The 13147-nt window shown below is 39.6% G+C and carries 10 protein-coding genes; 4 read left to right on the forward strand and 6 right to left on the reverse strand.

All coding sequences use genetic code 11. The features are described 5' to 3' along the window. A complete protein-coding gene (locus tag AC13EX_RS11110; RefSeq protein WP_482892727.1) occupies positions 1-2283 on the forward strand; it encodes a GH92 family glycosyl hydrolase in 2283 nt (760 codons plus the stop codon). Between the two features lie 121 nt (positions 2284-2404). Here AC13EX_RS11110 and AC13EX_RS11115 read toward each other — a convergent pair whose 3' ends face one another. The 6 genes from AC13EX_RS11115 to AC13EX_RS11140 form a co-directional block, all read right to left on the reverse strand. Next, positions 2405-3697, reverse strand: a complete 1293-nt coding sequence (locus AC13EX_RS11115) for a hypothetical protein (RefSeq protein ID WP_482892728.1) — start codon at positions 3695-3697, stop codon at positions 2405-2407. A gap of 31 nt (positions 3698-3728) precedes the next feature. Then, positions 3729-5075 carry a DegT/DnrJ/EryC1/StrS family aminotransferase gene (locus AC13EX_RS11120; protein WP_482892729.1) on the reverse strand — a complete coding sequence of 449 codons (1347 nt, stop codon included), beginning with the start codon at positions 5073-5075 and terminating at the stop codon, positions 3729-3731. Between the two features lie 191 nt (positions 5076-5266). Next, positions 5267-6196, reverse strand: coding sequence for a hypothetical protein (locus AC13EX_RS11125; RefSeq protein ID WP_482892730.1), 930 nt, complete (start codon positions 6194-6196; stop codon positions 5267-5269). 227 nt (positions 6197-6423) lie between these two features. Then, positions 6424-8949 (reverse strand): ATP-dependent Clp protease ATP-binding subunit, encoded by a 2526-nt coding sequence (locus AC13EX_RS11130; RefSeq protein WP_048642527.1) that lies wholly within the window; start codon positions 8947-8949, stop codon positions 6424-6426. A gap of 91 nt (positions 8950-9040) precedes the next feature. After that, a complete protein-coding gene (locus AC13EX_RS11135; RefSeq protein WP_482892731.1) occupies positions 9041-9670 on the reverse strand; it encodes a WbqC family protein in 630 nt (209 codons plus the stop codon). Between the two features lie 63 nt (positions 9671-9733). Then, positions 9734-10363: an L-threonylcarbamoyladenylate synthase gene (locus AC13EX_RS11140; RefSeq protein WP_482892732.1), complete on the reverse strand. Its 630-nt coding sequence runs from the start codon at positions 10361-10363 to the stop codon at positions 9734-9736. Positions 10364-10583: 220 nt separating this feature from the next. On the opposite strand from AC13EX_RS11140, the gene mltG reads away from it, so the two are divergent. Genes mltG through AC13EX_RS11155 form a run of 3 tightly spaced genes read left to right on the forward strand, consistent with a single transcriptional unit; the run spans position 10584 to position 13003 of the window. Beyond that, the gene (gene mltG / locus AC13EX_RS11145; RefSeq protein ID WP_482892733.1) at positions 10584-11633 is read left to right on the forward strand and encodes an endolytic transglycosylase MltG; all 1050 of its coding nucleotides are present in this window, start codon (positions 10584-10586) and stop codon (positions 11631-11633) included. Beyond that, positions 11634-12050: an acyl-CoA thioesterase gene (locus tag AC13EX_RS11150; RefSeq protein WP_048642523.1), complete on the forward strand. Its 417-nt coding sequence runs from the start codon at positions 11634-11636 to the stop codon at positions 12048-12050. Next, positions 12047-13003: a YihY/virulence factor BrkB family protein gene (locus tag AC13EX_RS11155; protein WP_482892734.1), complete on the forward strand. Its 957-nt coding sequence runs from the start codon at positions 12047-12049 to the stop codon at positions 13001-13003. The genes AC13EX_RS11150 and AC13EX_RS11155 overlap by 4 nt, the downstream gene beginning before the upstream one ends. The last annotated feature ends 144 nt before the right edge of the window (positions 13004-13147 follow it).

The raw sequence follows: 13147 nt of genomic DNA on the forward strand, positions 1-13147 counted from the left end.
ATGATAAAAAATATCTTCAGACTATTTGCTTTGCTATTGGTGCTCCCATCGATGGCATTTCAGGCAAAAAAGGACCCAAAACCCGTTGATCAAGTTTACCCACTTTTGGATGCTGCAAATTCAAGGTGGTTTTACTTTAGTGCTGCCACCCGTCCCTTTGGGATGGTCAATTTAAGCCCTGACCATACAATAGATGGCGCGTGGGGCAGTGGCTATCGTTACAATGAGGACACCGTAAAAGGGTTCAGCCATATCCATGCCTGGCAAATGTCTGGTGTATCTGTAATGCCGGTGAGTTTCTCCAAAGCTCCAGAGGAGTTATTGGAGGATTATTACTCTGCTTATGACAGAGACAAAGAATTAATTAAACCCGGTTATCATAAGGTTTATTTAAATCGCTATGACATTACCGCAGAATTAACTGCCACGCACAGGGTAGGTCTTCACAAATACAATTTCTCAAAAGGCAGCAATCAGGCAGTCCTTTTTCATCTTGGCGGGGTTCTAGGACCTAGTAAAATGATAGATGGCAGCCTGAAGCAGCTTTCTCCCTATATTTTGGAAGGACAAGTTACCAATTCTCCTACTTCAAGGAGACCCAATACTTTGACCGTTTATTTTCAGGTAGAGTTTGATCAGCCAATTGAAAACTGGGTTGACAACAATCAATCGCCTCATAAAATAGTGACTTTTGGTGAAAGCAAAGGCCAACCTTTACAAATGAAGGTGGCACTATCCTATACGAGCGCTAAAAATGCGGCCCTCAATATGGCCGAAGAACTTCCTCACTGGAATTTTGACAAAGTTGTAAAAGAGACTCAGGACACTTGGAATGAACTCTTAGGCAGAATAGAGATAGAAGGCAATACGGAGACCCAACAAAGGCGTTTTTATACTGATTTATGGAAAGCACTGCAAGGAAGAAGGACAATAAATGATGTCAATGGCGCCTATCCAGACAATACTGGAGACACCTTCAGAATTGGACAATTACCTGTAAATGACCAAGGAAAACCCTTGTTCAGACATTTTAACTCAGATTCTTTTTGGGGGGCACAGTGGACCATTAGTGTCTTATGGGGCTTGGTATACCCTGAGATAGCAGAAGAGTTTGCCAATAGCTTCCTTCAATATTACAAAGATGGTGGATTGATCCCACGTGGTCCTTCAGGGGGTAATTATACCTATGTAATGACTGGTGCCTCAAGCACACCGTTTTTTGTTGGATTGTATCAAAAAGGAATACGGGGTTTTGATGTGGATTTGGCCTATGAAGGCCTTCGTAAAAACCACCTATCAGGAGGCATGATGAGCAGGTCTGGCTATGAGCACAAAACGGATAAGGGAGGCAATGTAGAAGACTATATCAGCAAAGGATATGTGCCCTACCCCAATCCAAGAGGTCGCTTTGGAGGTCATGAACAAGGCGCAGGTCAAACTTTAGAGTACAGTTATCAAGACTGGACCTTGGCACAGTTGGCGCTTGCCTTGGGCAAAAAAGAGGATGCAGAAAACTTTTTGGCACGTTCTGCCAATTACAAAAACCTCTATGATGAACAAACGGGCTGGATTAGACCTAAGGACGTGGATGGAAACTGGTTTAGTCCATTTGACCCATATAACTATGCAAAAGGCTATGTGGAAGCAAATGGTGCTCAGTTTACCTGGTTTGTACCTCACGATATTGCAGGCTTGGCCACGCTTATGGGCGGAAAAGAAAAAGCTGCAGTTCGACTGAATGAACAATTTGAAGAAGCCGAGAAACTAGGTTTTACTTCTGGCACCTCTCATTCACTTGAAACACATCCAGAGTACAGGAGGATTCCTATTAATTACGGCAATCAACCTTCCATGCAAACGGCCTACATTTTCAATTACTTGGATCGGCCTGACCTGACCCAATATTGGTCAAGAAAAGTTTTGGACAAAGCCTTTTCAGGATTATCTCCTGAAAGTGGCTTTAATGGAGATGAAGATCAGGGACTAATGGGTTCACTCTCAGTTTTGATGAAACTAGGATTGTTCCAGATGAATGCCGGGACAGAAGAAAATCCTATTTATGAATTGGGAAGCCCAATTTTCAACAAGGCAGTTCTCCACCTTAACCCCAAATATTACTCAGGTAAATCCATTACAATTCTGGCCGAAAACAACGGTCCGAAAAATTATTTCATCTCCAAAAAGACCTTTAATGGCAAACCAATCAAGGACATTGGTATTCGCCATGGAGATTTAACCAAAGGAGGTATTTTAAAACTTCAAATGAGTTCAACATCCAAATAAATAAAAAAGGGGGCTAAGTTTGGCCCCCTTTTTTATTACCCGGATAATGCAATTGCGCTTTACTGATTCTCCACTCATCTTGTTTCCAAGTGAAATAGAAGTGCTATTGCCTAATTAGAATTTATTTTTTAGGATAGTGAATTTTCACCAAATCCTGAATTTCTCCCCAAGGTTTTTGCATCCTTGCCATGGTAAAGACATTTGCATCTTTGTCTATGGCAATGGCATTCACATAGGTAGGAATGCTACCATCCTCATAAAATGCCGGACCATGGTCGGTATAAGTATTGGTAGGCAGGTGATAAGTTACCAAATGCAAGTTCTCCAGATTTTTGGCCGCTCCTTTGGCTATCTGCTTGGTTCCATCATTTGGTGGCCTATCAGTCAAAGGACCTCCGGTAAGATAAAACAAGGTCTCTTTATCTGGTCCTAAATCAAAACCTAAATAGCCATAACTGAATTGGTCATACATGCCCATTCGCATGGATGGAAGGGAGGACAACCTTTCTATTAGTTCAATTTTTGAATTTTTGGGATCGAATTTAAAAAGGTAATTGGAGTTTCCATGAATACCATAAGCGACATTGTCTTCATCATGCCAGAATATTCTTCTCCAGTTATACCCCATATTGCCAGGTACTTTTGGGTCATAGCTTCCGAAAAAATCCCTTCTCATATTAACATCTTCTAATTTAGCAGGTCCATCCACGCTATTTGGACTGTAGCAAAAGATATTCCCATCAGAAGTCGTATAATAGACATTGCCATTTTCAGGGCTAACCAATATAGACCTGCACAAGACCCTATAGTCTTCACCAACTACACCTGCTTCACCTTTTTCAGAGATTGGCCCAAAGTTTTTCAACTCACTGGTATCCAAATCCAGATGCAAGAAATTCCCGCTTGGCCAAGTGAGGGCATAAATTTGATTCCTTTCGGCATCCATGGTCATGGTAAGCACTCCTTCACCATCAGGTACGATAGCAAGATCTTCCATCACCTTATTCTCCATATCCCAGCTTAAAAAATGACCTCCAAGGTAATTCTCTACACCCTCCATAGGGTTGACAGGAAGTCTCTCCATGTCATCGATCATTTCATACACACCGATATGAGTACCGAAATACAATTTGCCATTTTTTTCAAAAAAGGGAACATGGCTTTTTCCTTGCGGAATAGTATTGCTATCTATTTCACCACAAGCCTCAGATAGGTCTGCTAACCATTCAATCTTATCAGTCTCCGGATCAAGACTATAAAGTTGACCCGCTTTTGTAAGCGACTCAGAAGACAAAACATAATAAATTTTCCCATCAGAGGCACTGCTTAATGCTTGGTAGGTATCATGGGCTATTTCAAAACCTGAATAATAAGGTTGGGCCAATAGCCCCTTGTTTTTAGTATTTGATTCCAATGGTATAGTTGGTTTTATTTATGGTAATAATTTATCCTTTATAGTTAAGTAACTCCTCAGCATTCTCATGGATTTTCATAATGGCATTGGCTATGTCATCCATGTCTGACTGGCTGCCTAATAACATACTCTGCGAAAGCCAAACAGCCTCCTCATTGCACAATTTATCGGTTATTGGGCATTGGTTATTGGCTACGTAATTGTCGAAATCCAATTCATTTGCATGGTACATTCTTCGGTAATTTTTTGAAGTAAATGCATCCTTTAAATACAATTTATCATTTAGCGGAATGTAACCACTTGAGCAAGGAATTCCTTCAGCTCTTAAGGCCTTTAGGAAAACATCTCTCGAAAGCCCTTTAAAGCCTTCACTATGAAATCTAAAAGGGAAAAGGTGAAAGACTGCACGAGTCACATTGGAATACAGTACATAAGTACTGAGCCCTGGAACTCCTTCTAATTTCTGCTTAAGGTAAGATGCATTTGTTTCCCTCAATTGGGTTTCACTATCCAGCCTTTGCAATTGACTTAAGCCGATGGCTGCCTGGTATTCGGTAAGCCGAATCTTTGTCCCCGCTATAACTGCACCTTGATTGACGGCTCCTACCAAAGAGCCATAAGCATAACCATAATTATGGTAGGAAAAACACCTGTCCATAAAATCATCATCATCACTTACAATGGCTCCACCCTCACCCATAGGTAAATTCTTGGAGTTTTGAAAACTAAAACATCCAGCGAGTCCAAATGTACCTACTTTCTTGTGGTTTATTTCTGCCAACCAACCCTGACAAGCATCTTCAATAACCACGAGGTCATTTTCTTTGGCTATAGCCATAATACTGTCCATATCTGCAGGTAAACCTAAAATATGTACTGGTAAAATGGCTTTGGTTCTACTGGTAATTTTTTTCCTTATTTCAACTGGGTTGATTTGAAATGTTTCAGGGTCAGAATCTACAAATACTGGCATAGCGCCCGTCTGCAAAATGGCTGCAACGCTGGCGATAAAAGTATAAGAAGAAACCAAAACTTCATCTCCTCCACCTATGTCTGCCTGCACTAATGCGGCTATTAGCGCATTGGTACCGTTAACGACAGTTAGACACCTTTTAGATCCTATGGTATTTGCCCATTTATCCTCAAACTCTTTTACTACTCCGGATCTGGACCAAACCCCACTCCTCAACACTTCCAGAACTCTAGACTCATCTGTGTCAGGATTCCACCTAGGCCAAGACGGCCATGAAGCAGTTCTTACAGGTTTACCTCCTATAAGCGCAGGTTTTACCTCCGATTGGATGAAGTTAAACCCCATCAATGCTCCTGTACCAACAAGGGCATTGGTTTTTACAAAATCTCTTCTCGTGTATTTCATGATTAGATGGCTTTAATAGTGAAATTATGCAAAAACAAGGAGAAAACCTGATCTAAGCAGGTAAAGGTTAAAAAAAAGACCACAATCATGCTTATCCAGCTAAAATGAAAAAGGGGTTAATCGTAGATTGCAAGGCATAATTCCTCCTATTTAGTAAAAACACAATTGACTGATAAACAGATAATAGACACTTATTTATCAACTACTGCCCTGTCATACCTATACAAGACTGGATTTACCCTTAATTTTTTCTCGCTTAATGTAAAATAAGTATTTCCTTCTGGTGAAAAGGCTATGGCCTCACCTTGTGGTTCAGGCTCATAAGGAAGTAAAGTGGCCTTCCCCGACAATGTTTGTTCCAATGTTTCACCTTCTGTTCTCTCCCAGTAATAAACTACCCAATAATTTTTTATAAGCACCTGTGAACCATCGGCAGAAACATCCCCACCTACCGAAAGCGTAATAGGCAATTGCATTACTTTTTCTAATTCAACAGTATGCCCATCCTTCAGCAAATCCCCTGAAGCCTTATAAAGTGTGTTTTTTGCTTCTCTTTTAGTTAGAATAAATAGATCTCCGCTGATGGGATCTACCAGTAAAGTCTCAGTATCTTTTGGCCCATCAGGGAAAGTCAGCTTAATGATTTCTGGCGAAACAGTCATCTCTTTTTCCAAGCTCTCCGGCTCAGGAATCCTGTATATGATCAACTCCTCAAATTTTCCGAAATTGTCACCAATATCTCCAATATACAAATAGGATTTCTCCTCTTCTGGCCCTGGTCCGAAAGCCAAATCTTCCCAGTCGCGATTCTCCACCCCTTCCAACCTTAAGGTTCCAATAAAAGTACCTAAAGTATCCAAAATATAAACCTCAGGCTCACCACCACTATCATTGTGAACGTAAATCCATGATGGATTTTTTCTGGAAACAGCCATTCCGCTGGTTTCTTCAATAAACTCCTCGCCAATCAGTGCTATTTTTTTAGGCCCAGTAAAATAGGTGTAGGCTATCTGTGGATTGATCTTCATATCATATTTCTTCTGAAGTTTTTCAGAAAGCAAAAATGGTATGATGGAAAGTATAAAAAATAGCTTTAATAGCATTTCAATAAAAAAACTCATTTTAGCGTATTATTAAGCATATGACATAAACTAAACAAGACAACTCACTCTATCCGACTAATCAACTATTGGCATCGAATGGTTACGGATAGCAATAAATATTAACTCTTTGCAGCTCAAAAAAGTTCATGTTCAGGCAACTACAGGCTCTGTACCTAAAAAGGTCTAACCATAAAAAAGGACAGTGATAAACACTGTCCTTTTACTATTTTAATTCAAAACTGGTTTTAGTCAGCTTTTTCTTTTTTGTTCACTTTAATCTCCAGCTCCTCACCTTCACCGGAATAATCTGCAAGGATAACATCCCCTTCAGACAATTCTCCTTTCAGGATTTCCTCAGCCAAAGCATCTTCAAGGTACTTTTGAATCGCTCTGTTCAATGGCCTTGCACCGTATTGCTTGTCATAGCCCTTCTCGGAGAGGAAATCTTTTGCTTTCTCAGAAAGTTCAATGGTATAACCCAAATCAGTAATTCTGGCAAACAACTTCGTTAAACTGATATCTATAATTTTATGGATATGCTCCTTGTTCAACGAATTAAAGATGACCACATCATCCAACCTGTTCAAAAACTCAGGGCTAAATGCTTTTTTAAGGGCATTCTGAATAGTAGACTTCATCACCTCATCCATATTCTCTTCCTTGGCCTTGGATGCAAAACCTATACCTGCGCCGAAGTCTTTAAGATCCCGTACACCAATATTGGATGTCATGATGATAATGGTATTTCTGAAATCGACTCTTCTACCAAGCCCATCGGTTAACACACCATCGTCAAGCACCTGCAAAAGGATATTGAATACATCAGGATGCGCTTTTTCTATCTCATCTAATAAGACTACAGAATAAGGTTTTCTTCTGACTTTTTCAGTCAATTGACCACCTTCTTCGTAGCCCACATAGCCTGGAGGCGCTCCTACCAAACGAGAAACACTGAATTTCTCCATGTATTCAGACATGTCAATTCTCACTAGAGAATCGTCCTTGTCAAACAAGTAAGTAGCCAACATTTTAGCTAATTCTGTTTTCCCTACCCCCGTAGGTCCAAGGAAGACAAAAGAACCAATAGGCTTCTTAGGATCTTTCAATCCTACCCTAGTACGTTGTATGGCCTTGGTTAACTTTTTAATGGCTTCATCCTGACCTACCACTTTACCTTTCAGTTCCTCGCCCATGTTGAGCAACTTGGCCCCTTCATTCTGAGCTATTCTTCTGGCAGGTATACCTGTCATCATTGCAATCACCTCAGCTACATTGTCTTCTTCAACAGCATAACGTTTGGTTTTACTTTCTTCTTCCCACTTGGCCTTGGCGTTTTCCAATTGTTCAAGAAGCTTTTTCTCTTTGTCTCTAAGTTGAGCAGCCTCTTCGTATTTTTGGCTTTTAACTACTCGGTTTTTCTCGACTTTTATCTTTTCTACCTCGTCTTCGAGTTTTAGAATATTTTCAGGAACGTGAATGTTTTTGATATGCACCCTTGCACCTGCTTCATCTAAAATATCGATTGCCTTATCCGGAAGAAAACGATCAGAAATATATCTATCTGAAAGATTAACACATGCATTAATGGCCTCCGGCGTATAAATTACATTGTGATGATCTTCGTATTTATCCTTGATATTTTCTAAGATTTGAATGGTTTCTTCAGGCGAGGTAGCATCTACCATCACCATCTGAAATCTTCTGGCCAAAGCCCCATCTTTTTCAATATACTGTCTGTATTCGTCCAAAGTCGTCGCTCCTATACATTGAATTTCTCCCCTTGCCAATGCAGGTTTGAACATATTGGATGCGTCTAGGGAACCACTTGCTCCACCAGCTCCTACGATAGTATGTAGCTCATCTATAAACAAAATGACATTTGGAGATTTTTCAAGCTCGTTCATTACGGCTTTCATTCTTTCTTCAAATTGACCTCTGTATTTTGTACCTGCCACTAAAGAGGCAAGATCAAGGGTCACTACTCTTTTATTGAACAGTACACGAGAAACTTTCTTCTGTATAATCCTAAGAGCTAAACCTTCTGCAATGGCAGTTTTACCTACCCCAGGTTCTCCTATTAATATGGGATTATTTTTCTTTCTCCTGGAAAGTATTTGAGCCACCCTTTCTATCTCCTTCTCTCTTCCAATGATTGGGTCAAGTTTATCTTCTTCGGCCATACGTGTAAGGTCTCTGCCGAAATTATCCAAAACAGGAGTTCTGGATTTTTCTGTAGTCCCTTTTGCACTGCCTGAAGAGCCACCTGAAGCCCCAAATAATTTGGATCCTTCTTCATCAGGATCATCAGCCTCTGTACCTGATCTAGGCGTTTGGTCCGTTTGAAATTCCAACATTTCTTTTACAGTATCGTAAGTAGCGTCAAATTTTTGGAGAATCTGAGTTGCGATATTGTCCTCATCCCTTAGTATTGACAGCAACAAATGCTCAGTACCTATTAGTTGGCTTTTGAAAATTTTTGCTTCCAGATAAGTGATTTTCAACACTTTTTCTGACTGTCTAGTTAAGGGTATATTGGCCAGGTTTTTCACATTGTGATTGGCTGTACCCTTTACTGCTCGCTCCACGGCGTTTCTCAACTCATCCAACGGAACACCCAACTTCTTTAGAATGGAAACAGCTACACCTTCACCTTCACGGATCATTCCTAACAAGAGGTGCTCTGTACCGATGTAATCATGACCCAAGCGCAAAGCTTCTTCGCGGCTAAGAGAGATCACCTCTTTTACTCTGTTTGAAAATTTTGCTTCCATTATATATATCCTTTCTTATGGTAATATTTCAATTCTCAATTTAATACAAATGAATTTGTTTTTAAACACAACTTTTTCACTTATTGTTCAATTACTTTCGGGAAAGGTTCAAAACTTCGTTAGCTGCCGGCCCCTCACAAAACAACAAATCCACAATAGACAGGTTAGAAACAAAGTTTGGGCCAAAAATTTGCATGTAAGGATAAGGCTTATACACCAAATCACTGCTTGTCAACGACTTAGGATGAATAACCCCTCTTAAGTCATTTTTTTGGTCACCTTCCTCTTCCTTTTCCTTTACTACCAAACTGACATTCCATCGTAAAAATTTAAGACAAAGTGTCAGTAAATCTAAATTTAAATCTATCAAAAAATTTGGCTTGCGCAAATAAATTTGCTCTAAATCGTCATAAAAATACTCAAAAAATGGGGATTTCCCATAGGCACTTTTTATCCCTCTCAGGTGAACGTTCAACCATTTTTGATGATAATCTATTTTAACGTCTTTTAATGCAAGCTTTTTCCTTAATCCATGTACTGGAACTATTAAGGTTTCCCTTTTATTTGTAAGCAGAATCTCTGCCTTATTCACGTAAGACTGCCTACTAAGTTTTGCATCTGCATGCACATGTACTTTATCAGCACCACTAATTGCTACAAAATAGGCCAAAGGTGGCAAATAGAGCAAATCAGTTGTCATTACCTTACTTTCACTGGTCATCTTTCTCTGTTTCCCGAAAGTTAGTCCCAAGAAATGCCAGAGGCAAAGGAAATAGAGAAATTATCAGATTATTTCAGAAATATCTCCCAGGCCTTCCCTTACTACTTCAATTTGATCACCTGAACAATCAACAACTGTCGAGGCTACATTATTGCCATATCCCCCGTCAATGACTACATCTACGAGGTCTTTGTATTTTTCATAAATCAGCTCAGGATCTGTACTGTATTCTATTACATCATCCTCATCCCGGATTGAGGTGGTTAGTATAGGCTGACCAAGTTCCTTTACTAGCAATCGGGGAATACTGTGATCAGGCACTCTTATTCCTACTGTTTTTTTCTTACTATTAAGCAATTTTGGCACCTTATTGTTTGCTGCCAAAATAAAAGTATAGGGTCCCGGAAGTGCCTTTTTCATTAATTTAAATACCGGAGTACTCAGTGTTCTGGTATATTCAGAAATATTACTTAGGTCATAACATATAAACGAGAAATGCTCCTTTTTAGGTTTCACTCCTTTTATCAGACCAATTCTTTCTATTGCTTTTTGATTGAATATATCACAACCCATACCGTACACTGTGTCTGTAGGATATATGATTACTCCCCCTCTCCCAAGGACATCTATAATCTGACTAATTTTTCGTGGGTCAGGATTTTCAGGATACAACTTTATGAATACAGCCGCCATAATTTACTTTATTTCAGCTTTGAACAGGCCAATACACTGTTTATAATTACGGTTAAATTAAGATAATTATACCGCAAATTAAAAGCCAAGTATCATTTTTAGAGGTATTTTATTTTCCATAAAAAGCAAGTGGCTGATTTAATAGTATATTTGCATCATTAAATAAACCTCAAGCGAGTTCATTTTAAGGCCTCAATTGGCCGGATAGTCAATATTTACAATGCTTACAGACAAAAAAAAGAAGTACATTTTGGTAGGGTTAGTAGCTTTTTCGGTACTGCTAACTTCCCTTAGTTTTTATTTTTATCAGGCATTCTTTTCCCCCAATATCCTGATATACAGTGATGAGCCTGCAGTATTGGAAATTCCAAAAGGCAGTACCTTCTCTCATGTTAGGGACAATTTGCTGGACAAAGACATCGTAAACGAGGTGGTTACCTTCAGTTTTGTAGCCAAAGTAATGAACTACTCTGAAGGAGGAGTCAAGCCCGGCCGTTATATCATTGAACCTAAACTCACAAACAGGCAACTTGTAAGCCTTCTGCGCTCAGGAAGACAAACCCCTGTTAACATAACTTTCAATAATATCCGGTTAAAAGATGAATTGGCAGAGAAAATCACCAGTAATCTGGAAATGGACAAGGAAGCTTTTCTCTCATTAATTGAGGACGAAAGTCTAATAGAGAAATACGGCTTTGACAAGCAGACCATCATGGCCATGTTCCTTCCCAATACCTATGAGGTTTATTGGAATGTCAGCCCTCAGGAACTGTTCGAAAGAATGTACAAGGAATACAAAAGGTATTGGACAGATGAAAGACTGGCCAAGGCAAAAGAGATAAACATGAGTCCCCTAGAGGTAGCGACATTGGCCTCCATCGTTCAATCGGAAACCAATAAGGCAAACGAGCGACCGGTAGTTGCCGGTGTGTACATCAATAGGTTAAAGAGAGGTATCCCCTTGCAGGCTGACCCCACCTTGCTGTTCGCCTTAAAGGACTTTACCATCAAGCGGGTACTTAACGTACACAAAGAAGTAGAAAGCCCCTACAATACCTACAAATACGCAGGTTTGCCTCCGGGACCTATAGTGTTACCGGAAATAAGTTCACTAAATGCTGTGCTGAACTACCAAACCCACAACTATTTGTACTTCTGCGCTAAGGAGGATTTTTCTGGCTACCATTCCTTCGCCACCAATCTGAGGGATCATATGGTCAATGCCAGACGTTATCAAAATGCATTAAACGCAGCAAAAATTTTCAAATAAATGTTTACAAAAGAACACCAGATCAGAGTAAGGTATGCCGAAACAGACCAAATGGGTTATGTTTATTATGGCAACTATGCGACCTATTATGAAGTAGGGAGGGTCGAAGCCCTTAGGAGCGTTGGCTATTCCTACCGGGAAATGGAAGAAAGTGGTGTAATGATGCCTGTATTAGAAAACCATAGCCGTTACCTATTACCGGGGAGGTACGATGAAAATTTGACCATAAAAACCAGTATTAGGGAAATGCCAGGCGTTCGTATCCGCTTCCATTATGAAATATTTAATGAAAGCAAGGTCTTGATCCATGAGGGAGAGACTTTACTCACTTTCCTAAAAACAACTTCTCACAGACCATGCCGGCCACCTGCAAGGTTTATGGAGCTATTACAACCCTATTTCAAGACAGAAGTGTGAAAGATAGGATTAACATTCTTTTAGAGAAGCTAAGCAACAAGGCACTACTCCTTAAGCCTATTCATTTTGGCAATCCTGATCAAAATCTTTATGATGTAGGAAAAATTTTCCTACATCATCTTCAAAAGGATGATGTGTTTGAAAGAGCAAGCGCCATGGCTTTTAGCTTTACTGTGGCACTCTTCCCCATGCTTATTTTCCTACTGAATATGATTCCATTTATTCAGTTCTTTTTGCATGATGTCACAACAGCCAACATACTTGTTTTTGTAAGTGAGGTATTGCCGGAAAGCATTTACAACGAGGCTGCCCCAACTATCATGGACATTATAAGCAAACCAAGACAAGGCATGCTTTCTCTGGGTTTCTTCTTTGCACTTTACTTGTCCACGAATGGGGTAATATCCATGATGAATGCCTTCAATGCAGTGTACCGAACCCGTGAATATAGGGGATTCTTTCAAACCCGGTTGATTTCGGTAAGCATAGTGTTGGTTTTAATCCTCAGTGTTTGTGGAGCGGTTCTTGTCATGATTTTGGGTAGTGAATTGTTGTATAAAATTTCAGAGTTTGAATTTGTCTCCAATAATATATATTATTATTTGCTGGCTTTTTTCAGGTTTTTCGTTTTACTGATCCTATTTATCATAACCAATGCTTATATATTCAGGTTTGCTCCGGCGGTAAGTAAAAAGTGGAAGTTTTTCTCTACCGGCTCTGTGGTTTCAGGTTTACTAATCACCTTGGGTTTTTTCCTATTTTCTTATTACCTGACCAATTTTGCCAGCTACAATAAATTGTATGGTTCCATAGGTACCATGTTGGCCTTGATGTTATGGCTTTGGATCACATCTATATTGGTTTTGGTTGGATTTGAAATCAATGTTAGCCTACAAAAAGCGGCAGATAAAAAGTCGCATAAAAAAACAAGTCCTTCACTTTCAAAAAATTAGCATTTTTCGCAAAAATTTTACCCCTCCAGCATTTGCATTAATTAGAATTAGGACTACCTTTGCCTTCCGATTCACATCAAAAGAGATGTAATCAAAAATTAAAGAATAAAAGGCTTGTATTAAATTCAATGAATTAACAAGTTT

This window comes from Cyclobacterium sp. L-R, from assembly GCF_056859355.1.

Coding starts and splice junctions, on each gene's coding strand:
- AC13EX_RS11110 (WP_482892727.1), top strand. CDS start 1: ATGATAAAAAATATCTTCAGACTATTTGCTTTGCTATTGGTGCTCCCA.
- AC13EX_RS11120 (WP_482892729.1), bottom strand. CDS start 5,075: ATGAAATACACGAGAAGAGATTTTGTAAAAACCAATGCCCTTGTTGGT.
- AC13EX_RS11125 (WP_482892730.1), bottom strand. CDS start 6,196: ATGAGTTTTTTTATTGAAATGCTATTAAAGCTATTTTTTATACTTTCC.
- AC13EX_RS11130 (WP_048642527.1), bottom strand. CDS start 8,949: ATGGAAGCAAAATTTTCAAACAGAGTAAAAGAGGTGATCTCTCTTAGC.
- AC13EX_RS11135 (WP_482892731.1), bottom strand. CDS start 9,670: ATGACCAGTGAAAGTAAGGTAATGACAACTGATTTGCTCTATTTGCCA.
- AC13EX_RS11140 (WP_482892732.1), bottom strand. CDS start 10,363: ATGGCGGCTGTATTCATAAAGTTGTATCCTGAAAATCCTGACCCACGA.
- mltG (WP_482892733.1), top strand. CDS start 10,584: ATGCTTACAGACAAAAAAAAGAAGTACATTTTGGTAGGGTTAGTAGCT.
- AC13EX_RS11150 (WP_048642523.1), top strand. CDS start 11,634: ATGTTTACAAAAGAACACCAGATCAGAGTAAGGTATGCCGAAACAGAC.